The sequence below is a fragment of the Phycisphaerae bacterium genome (genome assembly GCA_019636475.1).
Classification (GTDB): domain Bacteria; phylum Planctomycetota; class Phycisphaerae; order UBA1845; family UTPLA1; genus JADJRI01.
In genome coordinates, this window is record JAHBXN010000004.1 from 64,340 (window position 1) to 86,969 (window position 22,630).

15 protein-coding genes and 1 tRNA gene are annotated in these 22,630 nt (G+C 59.7%); 11 read left to right on the forward strand and 5 right to left on the reverse strand.

From position 1 onward, the window contains the following. Positions 1-658: 658 nt before the first annotated feature. From KF841_07875 to argS, 3 genes are all read left to right on the forward strand, one after another. The gene (locus KF841_07875; GenBank protein MBX3395272.1) at positions 659-3,532 is read left to right on the forward strand and encodes a sodium/proton-translocating pyrophosphatase; all 2,874 of its coding nucleotides are present in this window, start codon (positions 659-661) and stop codon (positions 3,530-3,532) included. 175 nt (positions 3,533-3,707) lie between these two features. Continuing rightward, on the forward strand, positions 3,708-4,154 hold the full coding sequence (gene rsfS, locus KF841_07880) for a ribosome silencing factor (protein MBX3395273.1): 447 nt from the start codon (positions 3,708-3,710) through the stop codon (positions 4,152-4,154). 175 nt (positions 4,155-4,329) lie between these two features. Next, positions 4,330-6,510: an arginine--tRNA ligase gene (gene argS, locus KF841_07885; GenBank protein MBX3395274.1), complete on the forward strand. Its 2,181-nt coding sequence runs from the start codon at positions 4,330-4,332 to the stop codon at positions 6,508-6,510. Between the two features lie 17 nt (positions 6,511-6,527). Here the strand turns inward: argS and KF841_07890 are convergent, their stop codons facing one another. The 3 genes from KF841_07890 to KF841_07900 all read right to left on the reverse strand — a co-directional run bounded on the left by KF841_07890 (position 6,528) and on the right by KF841_07900 (position 9,092). Further along, entirely contained in the window at positions 6,528-7,232 is a 705-nt protein-coding gene (locus KF841_07890; protein ID MBX3395275.1) for a 7-cyano-7-deazaguanine synthase, read from the reverse strand. Between the two features lie 100 nt (positions 7,233-7,332). Next, on the reverse strand, positions 7,333-8,139 hold the full coding sequence (locus KF841_07895; protein MBX3395276.1) for a laccase domain-containing protein: 807 nt from the start codon (positions 8,137-8,139) through the stop codon (positions 7,333-7,335). Continuing rightward, the gene (locus KF841_07900) at positions 8,136-9,092 is read right to left on the reverse strand and encodes an alcohol dehydrogenase catalytic domain-containing protein (GenBank protein MBX3395277.1); all 957 of its coding nucleotides are present in this window, start codon (positions 9,090-9,092) and stop codon (positions 8,136-8,138) included. Before KF841_07900 ends, KF841_07895 begins: the two co-directional genes overlap by 4 nt. 638 nt (positions 9,093-9,730) lie before the next feature. Here KF841_07900 and KF841_07905 point away from each other — a divergent pair. The 8 genes from KF841_07905 (at position 9,731) to KF841_07940 (ending at position 19,195) form a co-directional block, all read left to right on the forward strand. After that, positions 9,731-11,395, forward strand: coding sequence for a cation:proton antiporter (locus tag KF841_07905; GenBank protein MBX3395278.1), 1,665 nt, complete (start codon positions 9,731-9,733; stop codon positions 11,393-11,395). Between the two features lie 220 nt (positions 11,396-11,615). After that, on the forward strand, positions 11,616-12,752 hold the full coding sequence (locus KF841_07910) for a hypothetical protein (GenBank protein MBX3395279.1): 1,137 nt from the start codon (positions 11,616-11,618) through the stop codon (positions 12,750-12,752). 92 nt (positions 12,753-12,844) lie between these two features. Then, positions 12,845-13,366, forward strand: coding sequence for a hypothetical protein (locus tag KF841_07915; protein MBX3395280.1), 522 nt, complete (start codon positions 12,845-12,847; stop codon positions 13,364-13,366). Between the two features lie 88 nt (positions 13,367-13,454). After that, the gene (locus KF841_07920; GenBank protein MBX3395281.1) at positions 13,455-15,218 is read left to right on the forward strand and encodes a tetratricopeptide repeat protein; all 1,764 of its coding nucleotides are present in this window, start codon (positions 13,455-13,457) and stop codon (positions 15,216-15,218) included. A gap of 664 nt (positions 15,219-15,882) precedes the next feature. After that, a tRNA-Arg gene (locus tag KF841_07925) sits at positions 15,883-15,956 on the forward strand. 131 nt (positions 15,957-16,087) lie between these two features. Continuing rightward, positions 16,088-17,383: a CofH family radical SAM protein gene (locus tag KF841_07930; protein MBX3395282.1), complete on the forward strand. Its 1,296-nt coding sequence runs from the start codon at positions 16,088-16,090 to the stop codon at positions 17,381-17,383. A 397-nt stretch (positions 17,384-17,780) separates the two neighbouring features. Further along, positions 17,781-18,794: a hypothetical protein gene (locus KF841_07935; protein MBX3395283.1), complete on the forward strand. Its 1,014-nt coding sequence runs from the start codon at positions 17,781-17,783 to the stop codon at positions 18,792-18,794. A 197-nt stretch (positions 18,795-18,991) separates the two neighbouring features. After that, positions 18,992-19,195, forward strand: a complete 204-nt coding sequence (locus KF841_07940; GenBank protein MBX3395284.1) for a cold-shock protein — start codon at positions 18,992-18,994, stop codon at positions 19,193-19,195. Positions 19,196-19,243: 48 nt separating this feature from the next. On the opposite strand, the gene KF841_07945 is transcribed toward KF841_07940, so the two are convergent. Together KF841_07945 and KF841_07950 are read right to left on the reverse strand one after the other, a co-directional pair. Continuing rightward, entirely contained in the window at positions 19,244-20,959 is a 1,716-nt protein-coding gene (locus tag KF841_07945; GenBank protein ID MBX3395285.1) for a CRTAC1 family protein, read from the reverse strand. Between the two features lie 100 nt (positions 20,960-21,059). After that, on the reverse strand, positions 21,060-22,544 hold the full coding sequence (locus KF841_07950; GenBank protein ID MBX3395286.1) for a tetratricopeptide repeat protein: 1,485 nt from the start codon (positions 22,542-22,544) through the stop codon (positions 21,060-21,062). Positions 22,545-22,630: the final 86 nt, after the last annotated feature.

Consider the following 22,630-nt stretch of genomic DNA (forward strand, 5'->3'; position numbering starts at 1 on the left):
TTTGGCTGCCCGCGAGTGGCCCCACGAGGGATTGCCCCCTTGCGCGCAGTCGGGCGGCCTGGGTTTCATATTAGTTTGTGATCGCCAGATGGGAAAGCCGACATGCCCGGCCAGGTAACTCCGAGATGGTGTGTTTTCTAACATATGAATTGATAAATTGTTATGAATCGGCGATTCATTTCGGGCCGTGAGAGTCAATCGACGGAATCGGAACCGGAGATTCCCCGACGGCGAGCCGGCGACTGAACTGCCGATGGGGTCGATCTTTACGTCAGCCGTGCTTGATCGATTCGGGATGACGCCGGTATAGTGTGCGGCCCTGAGGATTGGGCGGCGCACGACTGAACCGAAATGGCGCGGTCAATGGTTGGGTGATCGTCCATTTGTCGGTTGTTCCTGTCGGGCTTCCGACGGTCAGGCCGGGTGAATCCCGGGAATCACGAAACGAGTGTTGAATTGTCGGCGGTCGAGTTTCGCACGACGGTCGGCTCATGCAGGCGCATCCGGGGATGATTGCCCGGCGAAAGCGGCTGCCCTCATTCGTTCGAGGTTCGTGAAATTTGTCACAAACAGGTAAGCCGTCGGCCGTGCGGCCGGCGGTGAAATTCGGCGTGGATCGCTTCGGCATTGAATCGTGAACGCCGACAGAATCGACAAAATGTGTTGTGAAATTGCGTGCGGGACGGACTACGCAGGAGACCGGGTTGTGAATCGATTGAAACGTTCTGTGGGTTGGATGGGTGTTGCGCGAATGTTGTTGCTTGCCTTCGGCGTGATGTCGTTGGCGGCTGCAAAGGCGTTCGCCGACGACGGCGCGGCGGCGGAACATACTTTGGGAAATATTCCGGCGCTCTGGTGGCTGGGATTGGTGGGCTCGGGGGTCGGCCTGTTCTTCGCCTTCAAGTTTTATAAAGAGATCATGAGCAAGAACGAGGGCGATGACAGCATGAAGCTGATCGCCGGCTTCGTTCGCGACGGCGCGTATGCCTACCTATGGCGGCAATACAAGGTTGTCGCAATGGTGTTCGTCGGTTTGTGCGCATTGCTGAGTTGGATGGCGTTCGGTCTTGGCGTGCAGCACGGACTTGTTCCGTTCGCGTTCCTGACCGGTGGGTTCTTCTCAGGTCTGTGCGGGTTCATCGGCATGAAGACCGCGACCAACGCGGCACACCGAACGACCGCCGGCGCACGCGAGAGCCTCAACCAGGGCCTGGTCGTTGCCTTCAGAGCCGGATCGGTCATGGGACTTGTCGTCGTTGGTTTCGCGATGCTGGACATAACAGTCTGGTTTCTCGCGCTTTACCTTCTTGGCGGAGGCATGTCGCTTACGAGCATTACGGTCATCATGCTGACCTTCGGCATGGGCGCTTCGACGCAGGCGCTCTTCGCTCGTGTCGGCGGCGGTATTTACACGAAGGCCGCGGACGTCGGAGCGGACCTTGTCGGCAAGGTCGAAGCTGGAATTCCTGAAGACGACTCCCGCAATCCGGCCACCATCGCGGATAACGTGGGAGACAACGTCGGCGATGTCGCCGGCATGGGTGCGGACCTCTATGAATCGTACGCCGGATCAATTCTCGCGACGGCCGCACTTGGCGTGGCCGCAGCGGTTTCGATGTTCGGCGACGATACATCGATTTCCGGCTTCACCGCGGCGATGCGGCTTTTGTCGCTTCCGATGGTGCTCGCCGGCGTGGGAATCCTGTTGTCCATCGCGGGTATTTATCTCGTCAAGACGCACGAGGGCGCGAATCTGGGGCAACTCATGGCGGCGCTCAATCGCGGCATCTGGGGCAGCAGTGCCTTCATCGTGATTGCGGCTTTGATCCTGTGCTATCTGCTGATCGGTCAGGGCTTTCCGACTCCAGATAGCGGAACCGCTCCAAGCTGGCTTGGAATCTGGGGCAGCATCGTGGCGGGCCTCGTCGCAGGCGTAATCATCGGCAAGGCCACCGAAATTTACACCAGCTACGATTTTGCTCCGACGCGCGAGCTGAGCCAGCAGGCCGTCACGGGCCCCGCGACGATCATCATCGGCGGCATCGCTGAGGGCATGAAGAGCACGTGGGCCAGCTTGTTCGTTGTAATCGTTGCGATTCTCGTTGCATTCGTGTCCGCGGGCGGCGCGAGCGAGTACATGCTCGGCCTGTATGGCGTCGGTATCGCAGCGGTCGGCATGCTCGCCACGCTCGGCATCACGCTTGCGACGGACGCCTACGGTCCCATCGCGGACAACGCCGGCGGAAATGCGGAAATGACGCACCAGAAGCCCGAAGTTCGGCAGCGGACCGATGCGCTTGACTCGCTTGGCAACACGACCGCCGCAACCGGGAAGGGCTTCGCGATCGGTTCGGCGGCGCTGACTGCGCTGGCGCTGCTTGCGGCATACATCGACGAAGTGCGTCTGGGCATGCTGCATGAGTCCGAGACGGTTGTGCGCCAGGTGGTGACCGGCGCTGAACTGGATGGGGCGGTTGGTCCGATCTACATCGGTTACGGTAAATTTGCAATGAAGGATGCCGGCGATTCGAAGAAGGTTCAGAATTACAAGGCGCTGATTTGCCTGGGCGCCAAGGAATTGAGCAAGCTCGAGTCCGATGGCAAGATCAAGAAGGGCCAGCGATTTGCCGAATCGGATTTTAAGCCGGGTTCCCGACAGGAAGAGTATGTCGGTTCCCTGAAGATCGCGGGCGAGCAGGTTGCGGTTGTTCCCGCGCGGCGCGCATCGATGGAACAGTTCATGCAGTTTTACAACGTGTCGCTGATGAACCCGCGGGTATTGTGCGGGCTGTTTGCAGGCGCGCTACTGACGTTCCTTTTCTGCGCTTTGACAATGAAGGCGGTGGGTCGCGCGGCCAACCAGATGATGCTCGAGTGCCGACGGCAGTTCGCCCAGATGCGTGCCTATTTGAAGTCACAAGGTCACAACGACGCTTATATTCGTAATCCGGATAATTGGCCAAGAACGCCGGTCGCCTATGAAGGCGGCATGATTCCCGACTACGCCAACTGCGTCGCGATTTCGACGGCAGGCGCTCAGAAGGAAATGATCTTCCCGTCGCTCCTTGCGATCGCAGCGCCGATTATTGTCGGCCTGGTCTTCGGCGTGGCGGGTGTGATGGGACTGCTCGCCGGCGGCCTGGTGACGGGTTTCGCGGTGGCGGTCTTCATGGCCAACTCGGGCGGCGCCTGGGACAATGCCAAGAAGTACATTGAGACTTTCGGCAAGATCACGGCGAAGGCGTTCAAGTCAGATGCGGCGGTCCGCCAGCAGGTTCCTGAGTCCATTCGGAACGCGATTGCGTCTCGTGCCGAGCAGGCCGAGTCCGACGACGAGATCGTTTACGGAAAAGGCTCACTTGATCACAAGGCGGGCGTGGTTGGCGACACGGTCGGCGATCCGTTCAAGGACACGTCGGGACCGTCGCTGAACATTCTTATCAAGCTGATGAGCATGGTGAGCGTCGTGTTCGCCGGCCTTGTCGTGGCCTACGGTCCGAAGATCGGCTCGCTGCTCGGTCTGGGCAACTGACGCTCTTCGAAATTTGTCCGCTGCGCCCGGAGGCGTCTGTCGGACTGCGTCGTTTCGATTAGAATTCGACCGGCCTGTGGCGCGTACCCGCTGCGGGCCGGTCGTGTTTTCAGATGTGCCGTCGGAACAAGCGGAGGATTTCATCGTTGGCTTCGGCCGGCGACGAATGACGATTATGGCAGGGAAAGAAGAGATCTTGCGAAGCATCACACGAACGCGAACGACGGCGCAGGCGTCCGACACCTCGGAGCGACAGCGCGCCAAGCCCGCGCGCGGCGCAGAGGCCGCGTGCCGATTCGCGATCGACGTGGCTCGATTGATGCGTGATGACAAGTGTGAGGAGATCGTCGTTCTTGATCTTCGCGGCGTCAGCCCGATCTGCGATTATTTCGTGATCGGCAATGGAACGAGCGATCGTCAGATGCAGTCGGTGGCGGACCACATCAAGGCGCTTGGCAAGGAACGGGGCGAGAAGCCCTACGGCACGAGCGGCTATGACGAAAGCACCTGGATTGTGGTGGACTTCGTGGATGTCGTGGTGCATCTCTTCGACGGTGAACATCGAGCGTATTACGATCTCGATTCGCTCTGGGGCGACAGCGAGCGCGTGGATTGGGAATGATCGGTCCTTTCGGTCCGGTGAGCATCCGGCATTCCATTTCGCGACCCCACGTTCCGGGAGAGCGAACCACTGGCGCCTTGTTGTTTGATCGCGCTTGCCCGGGGTTGATGTCCTGGCTGTCGCCTTCGCGCCCTGGTGACGGCATTGTTCGAGCTTGGCCAGTATGAATTCCTTGTTGAAAAAGATTCGAGAGTGCGTCTGCTCCGCGATGGTCGCCGCGTTCGGCGAATCGGTGCGCGGGGAGGATCCGCTCGTGAAGTTGTCGGCGGACGCCCGATTCGGGGATTATCAATCGAATGCCGCGATGGGGCTTGGCAAGAAGCTGGGGCTGAGCCCGCGCGAGGTCGCTAGTCGGATAGTCGAATCGCTTCGCCCGATTGCCGGTGATTTTCTGGACCTGGCGGATGATTGCGTGGCGGGTCCGGGTTTCATCAATCTCCGAATCGCGGATTCGTTCCTCGTGTATACGCTGAACGCGATTCCTCCGCAGCCTGCCAGTGACACGACGGTGACAACGGCCGGCGCGGTTCTTGCGGATCGGCTGGGCATTGAGCAGGTTCCGGCGTCGTCGCGGCAGACCGTGGTGATTGACTACTCTTCGCCAAACGTGGCAAAGGAGATGCATGTCGGTCATCTGCGCGGGACGATCATCGGCGATACGATCGCCCGCTCGCTTGCGTTTCAGGGGCATGAGGTCATTCGTCAGAATCATCTTGGCGACTGGGGAACGCAATTTGGCAAGGTCATTTTGGCGCTATGGCATTTGTGCATGGCGCAGTCGGCCGGCGAGACAGCGGAGGATTTTGACCGGATTGCGACCGAACTGACAGTCGCGGAGAAGGAGAATCCCGCACTGAAGGCGGAGATTCTGCGGCAGCGCGCGGCCATTCATCAGCGCCATCTCGATCATGATCCGGATGGCTCGCTGTTTATGGAGTTCATTCGGACGCTCGATCCCAGCTTTGAGCTCCTTCTGCCCGCTTATCGCTATGTCAACGCGATTGAGGCGGCCGCCGCCGGATCGGGGATTGTGATCCGCTCGTCGGATGGCGCCACGACTCCGCTGGCGGAGCTTTCGCGTTATGTCGCGGCGATGCTGCAGGGGAAGGCCGGCGGGGACAACGCGCAGGAGCTTGAAGCATGGCGTCGCGCGAAGGAAGCGACGCTTCGCGAGTGCAACGCAATCTATCGGAGGCTCGGCGTTCTGCTGCAGGACTCTGATGTCTGCGGTGAGAGCTTTTACGAGCCGCTTTTGCCGTATGTCGTGGAAGAGGTTCGCGCCTCGCTTCGGTCCGCTGAAGGTCAGTCCGGCGAATACCGCGTAGTCTGCCGGGATGACAAGGGGGCGGTCTGCGTGTTCATCGATAAGACTGACGGGTCGCCTGCGTTCAAGGGTCCGGGCGGCGATCCGCTGCCGATGATCATTCGCAAGTCTGACGGCGCGTCGCTCTATGCGACGACGGATCTGGCCGCGGCGCTTTATCGATGCGCTCACCGGCAGCGTCATCCTGTTTCATTGAAGACGGCGGCACTTGCGACCGAACTCGCGAAGCTTGGCGGCGGACTTGGCGCTGATCGCGTGATCTACCACGTTGGCGCGCCGCAGAAGCTCCATTTCGAAATGCTGTTTCCGACGGTGCACGCCCTCGGCTGGTCGCGCAAAGCGGATGGGACGCGAACACTCCTGGAGCACGTCAGTTTCGGGTCCGTCCTCGGGTCGGATCGCAAGATGCTGCGCACGCGTTCCGGGGAGTCTGTGAAACTAAGAGACCTGCTTGAGGAGGCAGTGGAACGCGCCGAAGCGCTGTTGCGAGAATCGGAGGCTGACTCCGACAAACGTCGCGGCTTTGATGATTCGGAGATTCGGAACATCGCCGAAGTGGTCGGCATTTCCGCCGTGAAGTATGCGGATCTCTGCCAGAATCGAAACACGGATTATGTCTTCTCATGGGAAAAGATGATGGCCATGCAGGGTAATACGGCGCCTTACCTGCTGTACGCCTATGCGCGCATTCGATCGATCTATCGGAAAGGCGCGGAGGAGGCCGGGGTGGCGGAGGTTTCGTGCGCTTCGCCGATTGAATTGACGTTGCCGGCGGAGCGTGGCCTGGCGCTGGCCATTGCCCGCTTTCCGGATGTGGTCGATAGCGTGGCTGAGATTTTGATGCCCAACTACCTATGCGAGTATTTATTTGATTTGTCGGGCCGATTCATGACGTTTTATGAGAATTGTCCGGTTCTTAAGGCGGAGGATGCCGCGACGAGGGCATCGCGTTTGCGATTGTGCGATCTGACGGCCCGGGCGTTAAGACTGGGCCTGAGCCTGTTGGGGATTCGCACGCTCGAGCGAATGTAGCCCCGGCGTCTCTCGGCTCACCTGGCCATGGCGGGTTCTTTTGTCAGGATCGGATCGGGAATTCCGGCGTCGACGAAGCCTCGCGCGCGGGTAGCGCAGCCGATGCATGCTCCGCAGGGGGCATCGTTGGAGGCGAGGCAAGACCAGGTCAGGTTGAATGGGGCGCCAAGTCGGTGGCCCAGGCTGATGATCTCCGCACGGCGCAGGTCAATAAGCGGCATCTCGACGGCGATTGTCTTCTGCATGGACGCGGCGGTGATCGCATGTCGGCACATTTCGAGATGCTCACGGGAGTAGTCGGGGTAAATGCTCGCGGTTCGGGGCGCGGGCGGGCCGAGATCTTCGCTGACGCCAATCATGATTTTGCCTGCGCCGATGACGTTCGCCCATGTGAAAGCCGCGCTTAACAGTCCGCTGATGAGGCCCGGCACGTGGCAGGTGGAACGGCCTTCGCCAATTGCGCGGGCATCCTCCATATTGTACTTCCGGCTGACACGGGCATTTCCGCCGATGGTCACGTAGTGGGGCATTTCAATGGTGAGATGCTGCTGGGGTTCGAGGAACTCAACCTGCTTTTCGAAGAGCGCGGCCTCTTTTTCGTCGCTTCGATGTTTGAACCGGGCGTGCAAGAGCGCGATGATGTGTTCCTGTCGCGCCATCATGGATAAAACGGCACTGTTCAATCCGCCCGAACAGAGTACGACCGCCTTCGGCTTGGCCATGAGTCTGAACCTCCGACACTCTTATCGGCGCATGAGCGGAGGTTGATTCGCTGCGCGTGCGGTGGTCTGATAATCCGGAGCTGAGGCGATCGCAGAAACGTCAGCTTGATCGAAAACCGGCGACGAGGGCGAATCGACCGGATTTCTCGCCCTCGCAGCGGAATGAATAGAATCGGTCATCGGTCATCGTGCAGATTGAGGCGAGGGCGATATTCGATGAATCAACTCCCGATCGGGCCAACTGATCGACATTTGCAGCCCGCATATCGAAACGCCATCTTTCACCGACTTTCGGGAAGTATTGCTCGGCGTCCGGCAATCTGGCAAGCGCGATACGGCGGACATCGTCTCCGACTTCGTACTCCAGCGGCCCGGCGCAGGGACAGATTCCGCCGATCAATTGTTCCGGATTCACGCCGAATTCGCGCCGAAGCTGCCTCACCAATTCAACGCATATTTCCGCGACCGTTCCGCGCCAGCTCGCGTGGCACATTCCGATGATTCGTCGGTGCGGCTCCACGAGAAGGATGAGCGGACAATCGGCTGAGAACTGCATGAGCGGAACATCAGGGAGATCGCATACGAGACCATCGACGAATCTCAGCGCGGTGTGTCGACCGTCGCGCCCGGCACCGCAATCCGATGGATTGACACGAATGACGTGTGGACTGTGAATCTGGTCGGCGGCGGTGAGATGATTGAAGGGCAGGCCGATGAAGTCGCACACCTTTCGACGGCGCTCGACAGCGCGGTCGGCGTCCGGGCCGCAGTGTGTCGCCATGTTCCAAGGGCGCGATGTGACAGCATGGGAGAATCCGTCGAGGCGGGCCAGAGCCGGGAATAGGAAGATCGTCGTGTCTTCCAACGCGGTTTCTATCAAATTGACGGTGGGGGCGGCCTGCATCATGCCGACACCTTGAGCAATACTTTGATCTGATCCGGTTCGCTCGCGAGGCGCAGGGCGTCGACGCCCCCCGTCAGCGGCATCCGGCGAGTGATCAGTTCGGTCACATCGATGCTTCGCCGTGCCAATGTGTTGAGCGCGTCTGCGAACGGGCCGCAACGGCTGCCGACGACGGAGATTTCGTTAACGACCAGAGGCGTCAAATCGATGCCGTGGTCTGCGCGACAGGTCGTTTTCATGACGATCGTGCCTCGCGGCCGGACGAGATTCATCGCAATGGACAGACCTTCCGGATTGCCAGTGCAGTCCACGACGACATCGTAATCCTGCATGCGCTGAACCTCGGAGAGCTTCAATGCGCGGATTCCGCGACGGTCGAGCAGTCCCAGAGTCTGTTCGTTGCGACCGATGGCGACGAGTCTGCATCCGGTGGATGCGAGGATGTGAGCGACCAGGATGCCAAGTCGGCCTGTCCCGACAACGGCTGCATTTGTTCGCTTCTCAATCCTGGTATGACGGAGCACCTGAATCGCAGCGGCCAATGGTTCTGCAAATACGGCCTCGTCGTCTGTCACGGTATCGGGTACGTGGAGGCAGTTCTTCTCCGGGAGCGAGATAAACTCAGCGAAGCAGCCCGGGCGGCCTTGAATGCCCAGTACGGTTCGTCTGCGGCAATGAGACGACAGTCCGCTTGCGCACATGTCGCAGCGGCCGCAGACGCAGTTGATCTCGCCGACGACGCGTTTGCCAGCAAGTTTCGATGAGTCGGACACGACTCTGCCGACAAATTCATGCCCAATGACTCCTTCGAAGCCGGCATAGCCCTGGATGATCTCGAGATCGGTCGAGCAGATGCCGGCCAGCAGAATCTGGATGAGAACTTCGCCGTCGGGCGGGACTGGCGCGGCGAGCTCCTGGAGCGAGGCTCTCTGATTCCGAACAGTAATTGCTTGCATGAATCGGCTCTCAGGCGCGCGCCAAAGTCAGCGGTCGACCGCAGGTCGGCGACGGGTTGAGTATTCAAGACACGCAGTTTGCATTGTCTTGCCGGCATGCCTTCCGTCAAGAATGGACGGCGTGCGACCGCCGGGCGAGACTCCAGGAATCCAGTTAAAAAAAACGAGACCGCACGAAGTGCGTGCGGCCTCGAGCTGGAGGAGATTGATTGCAGAAATTCTGGCCGCCAGCCGATCGGTCATCCAATAGCAGGGCCGGGATCGAAATCGGTCCTGTCCAGAATCGTGGGTCCGCCGTGACCCGCGAGGCTGCTCAACATCGGAGAGCGATCGGCTTGCAGATCCGTCTGCCTACACGGCCGAATGTCAGATTTATCGGCGATTTATCATTATGGGATGAGTGGTTTCCGGAATAATCCGGCTCGATTTGCGAGGGAGCGCGACCCAAAGCCGGGTCGGCGCCGGTCCGACTTGATTTCGGGACCATTGACGCGGAGGGTTCAGGCCTTCCGGGGCGCCGCCGGACTGTGCGAGAATCCACGGGAACCTGACGCCTGCGATCCGAATTCTCTATCCATGGTCCATGAGAATTTTGGAGGCATTGTGGCTAGACTCTCGCCCATGTCGACGAGGGTTCCATGAGCGTCTGGACGACGGTATTTGATGTGCTGGTCCTGCTGTCCGCGGCGATGGTGCTCGGCGCCATCTGTGAGCGGTTTCGGCAGAGCGCGCTCCTCGGATACCTGCTGGCCGGAACGCTGCTCGGCCCGAATGCGTTCGGCGTTCTGAAGGTGCAGGCGGTGGTGTCATCCATCGCCGAAATCGGCGTCGCACTATTGCTGTTCACGATCGGTCTGGACTTTTCATTTCGTCGCGTTCGGTCACTCGGAATCGTCGTGTTGGGCGGCGGTTCGATTCAGACCGTGGCGACATTCCTGACAACCACCCTGGTATGCCTGCTCTTTCAGCGCACGCCCGGTGCCGCAGTCGCGATCGGGGCAATGCTAACGATGAGCAGTACGGCGCTGATCGTTCGGCTGCTGGTGCGCCGTGCGGAGATCGACGCGAATTTCGGCCGGACTGCACTGGGCGTGACGCTGTTGCATGACATGGCGGTGATCCCGCTCGTGCTTCTTGTCGAGTTCTTCGGCGGCCGTGGGACCGAATCGGAGATGGTATGGCAACTGGGCAAGACAATCCTGTACGGCTCACTGCTTGCGGCCGGGCTTTACTTTGTTTTGAATCGACTGGCTCCGATCGTGATGGTGCGGGCCGGAACGATGCCCAATCGAGACGTGCCGATTCTGCTGGCCGTCGTGATGGCGCTCGGTGCCGCGTGGTCCGCGAGCAGCGTGGGGCTTTCATCGGCATTGGGGGCGTTCGTTGCGGGAATGATCCTTGCCGAAACCCCGTTTTCCGATCAGATTCGAGGCGATATTGCTTCATTGCGCACGTTGTTCGTGACGCTGTTTTTCAGTTCCATAGGAACCCAGGCTGATCCAGTCTGGATTTATGACAACTGGCTCAATGTCTTCGGCGTCATCGCCTTGATTGTGGGCGGAAAATCCCTGATCTCGGGCGTGACCAATTTTCTCTTCGGCATGCCGCTGGGACATGCCCTCGCGGCGGCATTTTATCTGGCCCAGGTTGGAGAATTCGCGTTTGTGCTCTCGACGATTGCAGTGCACAACGGCACGCTGGATGAGAACATTTTTCGGCTCATCGTGTCCGCCACCATTGGCACCCTGTTTCTATCGCCGTTTCTTGTCGCACTCGGACCGCATGTCATTCGTCTGGCAGGGCGCCTTTCTCGCAAGACGCTTGGGCCCGCGCCAGAATTAGAGATTTCGCAGAAGCAACCGAAGTTCGAGGGCGAGCGGATTCTGATCATCGGCTTTGGTCCCGCCGGCCAACGTGTCGCGGAGGGGTTGATCAGTACCCACAAGGAACGCATTCTCGTGGTGGAATTGAACAGCCGGACCGCTGAACTCGCTCGCGGCTATGGACTGCGCACGACAATTGGCGATGCATGCAAGCCCGAATTTCTGGACTCGATCCGCGCGCACGAATTTAATTTCATCGTGGTGACCGTGCCTGATCCGCGAACGACGCGCGGGATTATTGCGCAGCTTCGTGCGACATGTCCGGACGCCACGCTGGTCGTTCGCGCCAGGTATCACATCTTTCGATGGGAATTGGCTCTGGCCGGCGCGCAGGTCGTGGTGGATGAAGAAGACCAGGTCGGCCGGCGGCTGGCGATCGAGGTGCGCGAGCGGCTAATCCCCGCGACGGACGTGTCGTAGGTTCGTCTTCGCCATACGCTATCTGATCTTTGGGCAGGAACCGCATCGCTGATCGAGCGCGGTTTGGAAGTCCAAGACCATTAATCACTGGTCGAGACTGATTCCATCGCAAGGCGCCGCAGTGTTTGGGAGCGATGCTGGTCTGAGGGTCCGTTGTGGCATTTACGGTGCGGACGTAGAATGGCGCCGCCCTCATTGGCGGGGCTTTGAGGAGCCTGTCATGTCCGAGCCCAGGGACGACGGTCCGGAGAATTTGCTCACTGATGTGAAGGATTCCGGGTCGCCCGCACGAACCGACGGCAAACGAAAGCGTCGTATTCGCCTGCGGTATGTCGCGCTCGGGATGTTCCTGCTGCTGATCGGCGGCGAAATCGGTGCGCGGGTGCTTGCCGACCGCAACAGCCGCTTCAACATGGGTATCGGTGGATCGTTCGAGTGGGACCCCCATCGGCGGGTTCGTTGGCAGAAGAACTATCGAAGCCCCACGTTTCATACCAACGCGCGCGGTTTTCCCGGCGACGATTTCGATGCAAAGAAGCCGCCGAATACCTATCGCATCTTTTGTCTGGGTGATTCCTGCACTGTTGCGCCGTCGTCGTACAACTACCCGGTGGCTTTACAGAAAGCGCTGAATGCGGCGATGCCCGATCGTCACATCGAAGTCATCAACGCGGGCTGTCCGGGGTATGACTCTTTCCAGGTCAGAACATGGTACGTCGAGGAGATCGACGGATACGAACACGACATGGTCGTGATCTATGTCGGTTGGAACGACATGGGGCAGTACAATCCGGACGGCCTTGTATACAAGCGTGACGCGAGTGGATACCTCAAGAATCCCACGCTCATCGAACGGGCGCTGCTCAGCAGCTATCTTTTGCGTTCTGTATATTTCGTGACCGGTCTGCTCGAGAGCCGCGGCGACGTGTTGATGGATCCGCCGACCGGCGAGGATGCAAAGAAGTACGACGAGTTCCACCCGACGCACTTCGAGAAAAACCTTACCGAGGTCATCACGCTCGCCAAATCGCGCGGTCGCAGGGTGTACGTTTGCAGTTATGCCGGGATCGTCGTGCCCGATCCGACGCCGGATGAAAAGGCCCGGATTCACTTTCCACGCGGCATGGGCAAGAGCCTGCCGAAGTATCTGAAGCTCCTGGAATCATACAAGGCGGCGCTGCGCAATGTGGCGGCGGCGACCGATACGCCGATCATTGATCTGGCTGATGGCTTCAAGGATGCGGAGTCACGGAAGTGCTTCACGGATTCATGCCATTTCAATCCTGAGGGTTCCGACCGTATCGCAGCGCAGATCGCTCCTGTGATATCGAAGGATATTGCAGTGTTCTTTCGTTGAATCGCATTGTGCGGTCCGCGCGCCGGTTCACACTTCCCTGGTGTGCCGCGCCCTGCTGATTCGGCCAGTCCGTCTAATTCGAGGAGGCGATCATGTCGGCCGATCGTGCGACCATCTTGACGGCATTGCCTGATGGCGGTGACGCGGTTCTGATCAAGGCGATCGGCCCGTGTCGGATGGGCGTGTGCCCGGCACTGCACACATTCATCCAATGCCACAAGAAGCCCGACCGATCGCATCTTTATTTTGATCTGTCCGAGGCCGAATCGATCGACAGCACGTTCGCAGGTTTACTGCTCTCATTGGCGATGCGGAAGTCCGACCCATCGCTCCCCGAGTTGTTCATCGTCTCGCCAAATGAGCGCGTGCTCGCTTCGATCAACGGCATGCATCTGACCCGATTCTTCAAAATCTGCGATGCGATGCCGGTCGCCCGACCGAACTGGAACCCGCTCAAGTCGCCGACCGGGAATGAGCCCACTTTGGCCGACACGGTCCTGGAGGCTCATGAAAAGCTGATCGAAGGCGATTCTCGAAACCAGGCGGCATTCGGGCGCGTGGTGGAAGGGCTCCGGGAAGAGCGCAAGTCGCGCGGACCTTCCACCTCGGCGTGAACTTGCCGGAAAATGCAGCCGTTCGCTTTCGTCCCTATAATGCTGAATGAAGTGCACTGCGTTCGCCGTTAATGGGAGTATGGCAGCCATGATTTCCCAACGGACTTTCCAGGTACTCATCGCGGGGGCAGCGTTCTTTGTTTCCGGCGCAGCCAGGCTGCACGCCCAGATCGATTATCGAATTCAGCGAAGCAATGAGCAGACGGCCGGTCGAGCGCTTGACGCCAATCAACAAGTGGGTTCTGGGGGTTTTAATCAGCCGGTTTCCGGTCAATATCGATTTGACTACGGGCTTCGCGCGAACGAGATCATCACCGGCAACGTGTCCGGGCTTGGCGCGTTTCAGGGTTTTTCGCCGATTGGCGCGAACAACGCATTTCGCATCGGATTGCCGTCAGCCGAACTGGCCCGATTTCGTTCGACGACGGTCGGACTGCCCGAAATTCAAAGCGGCCGACTCGATTTCGGCCCGGGCTCATACTATGACCCACAGCAAATCATCTCGGACGCAGGCGTGATCAGCCGCGGGATGAACTCAGTAGGTGGCTCCAATCTCAGTTCTCCTTATCGTCGACCGCCGCTGCCGTTCGAGCAGAACATGTCTCAGCAGTTCGTGTTGCCTGATTCGACCGATCGGAGGCTTCAGAACAACACCACATTCACGCCGTCCATCCGTCAGCGACCGATCGCGCCGGAAACGAATACCGATACGACGATTCCGCCGATTTCACTGCCGCGTTATGACCTGGCGGCCCAATCGTCTTTATTCGGCATACCACCGATTGGCGGCGATCGAAATCGTCCATCGCCGACGCTGCCTTTCAATCCACTGTCGGGACAGCCGAATTCACTGCTGTCGGCTCGGATGCGGGGCGGTCCGAATGATCAGCGGATTGCATCAGATGAACCGCTTGGAGGGACGGGGATTCCCCGCCCTCCGCTGGGGCCCGGCGAAATTCCAAAGCCGCAGGATCTTCAATTCGGCTCCACGCCGGCGAGTGGAGATCTTCCACGAGGTCCGGTCGGTCCGAATGGAGAACCGCTCGCGCCCGGTAGTTCGAACTCGGGACCGGTGGGGGGCGATCAATATTCGCAGATGCTGGCGGCCGTGACGGCTGCGCAACAGTCGGGCATTCGTCACATCGGGCTCTTTGCGCGGACGACTGAATCAAATGTCACGAACGCCTCAGATCGCAGTGCCACGGGTATGGCGCAGTCGCCGAATGAAACGGATGGTGCGGCGACGCAACCGCCGTCGCCGCCGACGCCATCGGATTCGCGAAGGGCCATTGCTGAACTGGCATCGGCCGCCAGATGGTCGCGTGCAGAACTGGATCAGCCGATCAGGACATTCACGAGCGCGTTTCGCGGGCAGTTTAACGAGTATATGGCGGCGGCGGAGTCCGCGCTGAAGCTGGGGAAGTATTACGACGCAGCGCGCTACTACGAACTGGCAAATGCGATTGACGGTGACAATCCCCTCCCATTGCTGGGGCGCGGTCACGCGCTCGCCGCGGCGGGCGACTATATTTCGGCCGTCGGCTCAATCGAGCGGGGCATCGAGCGGTTCCCGCAAATCGCAGCATTTCGCATCGATTTGCCCTCTATCACCGGGCGTCCCGATGCATATGACATTCGCCGGGCCGATCTGGAGAAACGCCTGGAAGGCGCGGATGACTATCGATTCCGGTTCCTCCTCGGCTATCTCGAACTGTACTCTGGACTTGATGAGCGCGGACTGCGCGATATCGAGCGGGCTGCCCGGATGGCGCCAAATGGTTCCGCTATTCCGACTTTTTACAATCTACTGACCGGCAAGGAGTCCACGCCGGAAATTCCCGCATCGAGGTGACATGTCGTGACGGGTGCGGGCTCGCGCGGCGTGCTGCATATTGCGCAGCTCGCGGCCCCCGGGTTCTGGTGCGCAATAAAAAAGAAAGCACCGAGCGCCACAAGGGCTATCCCGGTGCTTTCCGGAGGGGAAAGAAGCCGAATCTAAGTATGTGTGACAGCGAAGTTAACCCCGCGCTCCTCCGTAATGATTGCATCCGTTCTTTCGCCGATATTGTAGGCGCTGAAATTCACTCAATCCACTTAGATCGTCCAAATTATCTAGTCCGCATAACCGGGACAATCTACCCATTCCGCCATTCGCTGCAGCCGATGAGCCGGGTCGAATCGGCCCAATAATAGTAGGCGGCGCTCATAGATTACTTCGTCGAAAATTCGCGGAGCATTGCAGTCGCACGGTTTGTTATTGGACCCAGCGGTTCTCGGAGCATCCGACTCCACGGAAGATCCCCCGTAATGGGAGACGGATCGGCGTTGACAGTGGCCACCAAAGCCTTACACTGCAAACAGTTATTGGTCGCAGGGTCTTGCTTGTGCCTCCCGGCAGCGTGGTGAAGGTGTGATAAGGCCCTGTGCCCCCGGCGGATGAGGCGACGGGGGCGGAATTTGCCGGCCGGACCTCGACTCCGCGAGCGCTCGGCTTGACCGCCGCAGCCAAAGTTCATGACCCCGTAGCTCAGCTGGACAGAGCGCGGCCCTGCGAAGGCCGAGGTCGGACGTTCGAATCGTCTCGGGGTCGTTTCTCCATTGCACCGGTATTTCTGAGCCGGCAGCACCCAGGGGTGGGGGCGTCGATCCAGCTGGTTTCAATTCTTCTGAACGCGATGTGCCGTCCGCCCAGTCGTTCGGATCGGCTATGATCTCGCGACGATGCTGACCACTATTTCAAACACGAGATTAACGGCGATTGCCCGCAAAGTGGAGTCGGGCGAGCGGCTATCGTTGGACGACGGCTTGGCACTCTATCGTTCCCGCGAGATTCACGAGATTGGGAGATTGGCCGACCTGGTGCGCAATCGCCTCCACGGGGACTTCGCCTACTTCAACATCAACCGGCACATCAACTACACCAACTACTGCGTTCTGCGATGCAAGTTCTGTTCGTTCTATCGGCCTTATGGTAGCAACGGCTCCGCGGAAGCGTCGCCGAAATCGGACCTTGTCGATGCCGATGTCGCGGCGCGAGGGCCGCTCCGGCTTTCGCTCTTGAATGGCGCGGGCGAGCGGCCGGACGCATACGAACTGGGCGTCGATGACATTGTGGCTGCGGCCGTGGAAGCGGATCGACGCGGTGCGACGGAAGTGCACATCGTCGGCGGCCTGCACCCGAGACTGCCGTTCTCCTATTACATCGAACTTTGTCGGTCCATTCGTGCGTCATGCCCGAGGATTCACATCAAGGCGTTCACGGCGATTGAGATCATTCATTTTACGCGTATATCCAAGCCGCGATTGTCGATCCGGGAAGTGCTGGAACAGCTTCGGGATGCGGGGCTGGGCAGCCTGCCGGGTGGGGGAGCGGAGATCTTTGACGATCGTGTGCACGGCGAAGCCTACCGAAACAAAGTGGGGGAAGCCGGATGGTTTGACGTGCATCGAACGGCCCACGAGATCGGCATGTTCAGCAATGCCACAATGCTCTACGGTCACGTCGAGACGGTTGAAGAGCGCATTCGCCACATGATCAAGTTGCGGGATCATCAGGACCGGTCGCTGCGGACCGGGCGCGCTGCATTCAACTGCTTCATTCCGCTATCATTTATCCCGGATGACAGCGAGATGGCACACCTTCCGGGACCGACCGGCCTGGACGATCTGAAGACGCTTGCAATCAGCCGATTGATGCTGGACAACTTTCCGCATATCAAGGCATTCTGGATCATGCAGAGTGCAAAGCTTGCTCAGGTTTCGTTGAACTGGGGTGTGGATGACATCGACGGAACGGTGGTTCAGTACGACATCACCAAGCGCGAAGCCGGCTACGGCAACCGGCACCAGGAATTGACGCTTGATCAACTGCAGCGGCTGATTCGCGAGGCCGGGCGAATTCCAGTCGAGCGAGACACCCTCTATCGGCGGGTGATTCGCGATGGTGATCGATGGGAGATCGCCGGTCCGTTGTCCGCTGCGGGTATGATTCCGGGTAGTTTCAGCATCACCGATTGAATATGATGATTAAGAGAACGCTGCCGGCGAGGCGGCGCTTGCCCGTGCGCCTTGAAGGCCGATGCCCGGAGGCGACATGCTCTTAGGCCGCCATTCTGAGCCTCACTCCGATCGCTTCCCGATACCCCGGCAATGGGCGCGGCGCGCCATTCTGGCCGCTTTGCTTTGGCTCGGGGGGGCGGCCTCGGCCTCAACTGCGCCGGGCGGCGCATTTCCAGCCGATGAGACACATTCGCCGGCTGCACTGCGACTTGTGACGAGCGCCCCGCCGATGGCGGGTGACGAGGCCGGCAAGGACTCAGAGGGCAGGGTGAAGCGCTCCACGAGGTCCACGACTCAACCTGCAAAACCCGGAAAGGCCGGGGCGACGTCACGACCGGCGGCGAAGTCACGAGCGTTGAGACGTTCGGACGACAACAGCGCCGGGCTTCCCTGGCGGCCTGGTCAGAAACCCGTCCAGTTATGGCCTCTGCCTGAGAAGCGCGCAGTGGGCGCGGATTCGGCAAGAGGCGGCCTCGTGATCGGTCAATGGAGCTATCGGTCAGAGCGATCGGCGAACCCCCGAGATGGGGTGCCCTGGCGCTTGATCGTGACACCGGCCGGCGCCGAGGCCATGAAATGGCAGGTGGGCGGCGCACATCAGCCGATTGTCGCGCTGCAGGCCGCTCGGGTCGGCGCAGGAGAGATTCGCAATGAGAAGGATATCCCCGTCATTGAGATGCCACAAACCGTGTGGCGGCAAAGAATGGGCGCGGACCTCCAGGACGTCGTCGGGGTGCATTTCCATGAGTATGTTTCAAACGACGTCGCGCGGATACTCTTTACGATTCATAAAGTGCCTCCCGACAGCCCCGACGGAAGCTCTGCTGATACAGACCATGACGGCAAATCCGGAACGCGCATAGAGGCCACGTTATTGGCACCCGTGATCTGGCATCTGGATCAGTCGATTGTTGTGCGAGTGGATAACGAAACGACGCCCCAAAAGGACGAGCGAGAGCGGCAGACCGCCTTTCGCGTCGGGCATGAGCTGGGGCACGCTGGTGTTTCGCAGGAGGTGCTGCCAACTGTCATTGCGGGGCCGCAGACGTGGAATCCGGCATACTGCGAGGGTCGGCGATCCGAAGTGGTCTATTACTGGAAACGGGAGCTGATCGGTCGGTCCTGGGACGGCTATCGTTCGGGCAATGGTGGACAGATCGCGACCCTTCGAACCTCCATTGCGGTGGTTCCGCCGACGCGGTGGTCACTGCTGCTTCCGATTCCACCGCAGCGGGTTACGCGCAAGCATCTCGAGCAGTTCAACGACCAGATCGTGCGGCTGGGGCCGCTATTGAATGCGGCGGACAAAGTGTCCCAGGACAAGTTCCACGCGCATTACGGTGAATACGACGCACCGAGTGGACCCTAGGACTGACTTGCTCAGCCCTCTCCCAGTCGGAGCGGAAAAGTGGAACATTTTTCAGTTATTTATTGACTCTGTGGCCCGCGCGGTGCATATTGCAGTCGTCAATGCCGAGTGATTGTGGGCTTCGCGGCATACGCACATCTAGAAACAACGGTTGTTTCCTCGGGTCTCACGCGCGCGGCGACATGAGGTTCCCTTCCATGCAAACGGGCAAGGTCAAGTGGTTCGATGATAAGAAGGGATTCGGATTCATCTCGTCGGCGGAAGGCCGCGATGTATTCGTCCATTACAGCGAAATCGTCGCGGAGGGCCACAAGACGCTCACGGAAGGGCAGGATGTCGAATTCGAGATTGTTCAGGATGCGAAAGGGCCGAAGGCCACCCAAGTCAAACCCGTATCGTAACTCGACGGACACGACGATCGCCGTTGATGATGGATGCGCCCGCGAGCGTCAGTTCAGCGATGGCGCGTGTGATCCGTGCGCGGAAATCGCATGATCGGATTGTCGAATCATGTGCTGCCGTCCTGCTGAAAAAGGACCGTGCGTGCTTTTCGAGCCGTCGGGCCAGCTTATCTCGACGCGGTCCACTCTTTCGGCTTCGCCCAGACCGACATGCACGCGGAGATCGTTCGCCGCTGCGAAACTGTAGCCTGACTGCACCTGCCTTCGCCGCACCACCCCGGCGGCCTCAACCGCGAGTGTCGCACCGACGGCATCCCTTCCGTACTTTTCGAGAATCCGGAACATAACCCAGTTGCCCCGTTCGCCGGCGACGTTCAACAGCAGGCGCGGCGATCGATCTGACTCCAAGATCAGGATGTCGATGTCGCCGTCGTTGTCGACATCACCAAACGCGACAGCGCGACTGGAACCCAGCAGCGGGGAACTGGTTCCGCCGGGCGGAGATGCCAGCTCGAACCGGCCGCCTCCGATACCGCGGTAGAGTGATTTCGGCTCGGCATACATATCCTGCTCGTCGTCGCATTGCTCGGGGCGCGTGACGGCGCCGTTTCCGATGAAGAGATCCAGCTGACCATCGTGATCGAAGTCGTGAAACCCGACTCCCCATCCGGTGTATTTCAGACTTGATGCGCCAAGCCCGCTCGCGGAAGTCCAATCCTCGAAAATGCCGCCGACATTGAGATAGAGCCGGTTTGTCTCGCCGCGAAGGTGAGTCAGGAAGATGTCGAGATCCCCGTTATCGTCAATGTCGACGGCTTGAACGCCCATGCCGGCCTCGGCGGATCCGCGCGAGTCGAGCGCGCAACCGGCCAGCAGCGCCTGGTCTTCAAAGCGACCGTCGCCGAGATTGATCCATAGCTGATTCGGCATTCCATCGTTCGCGACATAGAAATCGGGTCTGCCGTCCCGATTGAAATCTCCGTGACAGACGCCGAGCCCGTTTCCGAATGCAAGCATGATTCCCGAGTGTTGCGTGACGTCCTCAAAGCGTCCGCCGCCCAGATTATGGTAAAGCGCGTCCACGGCCGGGGCGTTGTAGTTGGACGGATTGCAGTATTCCCGACGCCCCGCAGAGTCCCGACAATGCAGTTCATTGCGGGGTGACCACGAAACATAGTTGACGACATAGAGGTCGAGCAGTCCGTCGCCATCGTAATCGGCGAAGACGGCGCTGGTGCTCCAGCGACCGCATCGCACGCCCGCGCGCTCGGTAATATCCTCAAATGTGCCGTCTCCCCGGTTTTGGTAGAGAGTATTGCCGCCGATCGCGGTGACGTAGAGATCAAGATCGCCATCGTTGTCGATGTCCCCGATGGCGCATCCCATCCCATAATTCAAGTGTCGAATACCGGCCGCTTCGGTCACGTTCATGAATTTTCCATCGCCTAGATTTCGGTAGAGTGTTGATCGACTCGAGTCGGGTAGATTGGGGTCAAGCTCTCCGCCTTGCACGAAGAACGCATCGAGCCGGCCGTCGTTGTCGTAGTCGAACAGTCCGCATCCCCCGGCGATGATTTCCGGAAACCAGAATCGCTGATTTTCGCCGCGAACATGTCTGAACCGGATTCCCGCATCGGCCGTGCCGTCGATGAACCACGGAGCGCCGACGGACACGCGGCCGCTGGGATTCGCATCGCCTGACCTGCGGGCGAGCATGTGCGGCCTGGTCATGTAGACCCAGGTGAATCCGGCGCTCAGTGCCACAGTTATGACTGCGAGCGAGGATATGAATGGCGTACTTCGGGTGCGTGACTGGCGGGGACTGGGTTGCGCAGCATCTCCGGAGCTTGACATCGCTCGATTCTCACGGTGATTCGTTCGTTTGCGCGACCTGCTCACGCAGGCGCTTTACTTTTTCATTTTCGGGGTCAATACGCTCCGCCGCTGCAAGAAAGCTTCGTGCCTCCATCATGTCACCTGCCTTCAGTGCGCAGACGCCGCCGTTCAGATGCGCGACGAGATTCTGCGGAGCAATTTGAGCGGCGAGCGCATACATCCGCCTTGCTTCATTCCATCGTTGGGTTTTCAGGTAGATATCGCCCTGCTTCATAAGCACATCCGGATTGCGGGCGTCGAGTTTCGCCGCCTGACTCAGTGAATCGAGGGCCTCGTCGAAGCGATGAAGCAGCGTAAGTACATCGGCCTTGATCATGTGAGCCGCGCCGATTGATGGACCATGAGCCGTGGCGAGTTTGGCGTTGCGAAGCGCGGAATCGAGATTGTTTGATCGGATATCGAGTGTTGCGAGATTGATATAGATGCTGAAATTCGCCGGATCGTTGCGCTTCGCCAGATCGAGCAGGCGACCGGCTTCCGCCATCCGGCTCGTATCGATGTAGATGGCCGCGAGATTGTTGATGATCGAGATGTCGTCGGAGTGCGATTGATACGCCCGTTCCAGTGTCTGCGCAGCCAAATCGAGTCGACCCGCGCGGCGAAATTCCATGGCTCGCGCGACGACGGCCGTTACGCCAACGCGGAACTCGGCCTCGATCCGGTTCATCCGATCAGGGAGGAATCGGGGCTTGGCGGAGGATCCCGTTGCAAGTTCGGGCTTGGCGCGGTCGCGATCTCCGAGTCCGCGGTAGGACAAGCCCAGCAAGTAGTTTGCGACGGTGTTTCGCGGCTCGATTGCTATCGCTTTCGCGGCAAGATCACGAGCTTCGGCGTAACGCCTCTGGCGAACGCGCACATCCGCCAAGCCGATGTATCCCAGTTCACTCATCGGCAGCAGCTCAATGGTTCGACGGAAAGCCGTCTCGGCGGACTCGAGGTCGTCGAGCAGGATTGCGGCATGCCCCAAGCGGTGCTGGCCCGGCGCAAAACTCCGGTGGCGTTGAGCGATCAGTTTCAGTAACTCAAATGACCGGACATTGTCACCCAACTCCATTTGACAAACCGCCTGGCGATACAGCCAGACCGACTCGGAGGGGTTCAGCGCCGCTGCATTTGCAAAACATTGTTCAGCCTCGCGGATCATGGCATTGGACTGAAATGCGACGCCCAGCCGACCATGGGCTTCCGCCGAATTGCGGTCGGCTTTGGCCCGCTCTATTTCGCGTTCGATCAGCCGCAACACGACGGGGTCGATGTCCTTGCGATTGGCGATGGTAACGACGTCCGGGACTGAGGGTGATGAGCGGTAGAAGTGAAGAATGACAATGCCACCGGCAGCGACCAGCACCAGCGAGACAGCGATCAGCCCAATCGGCCGTTGGTTATGTGGTTTGCCGGGCGCGCGCGCACTGCGCGCGGGCCTGCCTGCCTGTCTGGCCCGCTGATTTGACATGGCTCGCCTGCCTCTGGTGATCGCCGGGTCGGGGCGGAATCACCTGAAGTCACCGGTTCAGTTTCGTCCGGCGCGCAAGCGAGCGA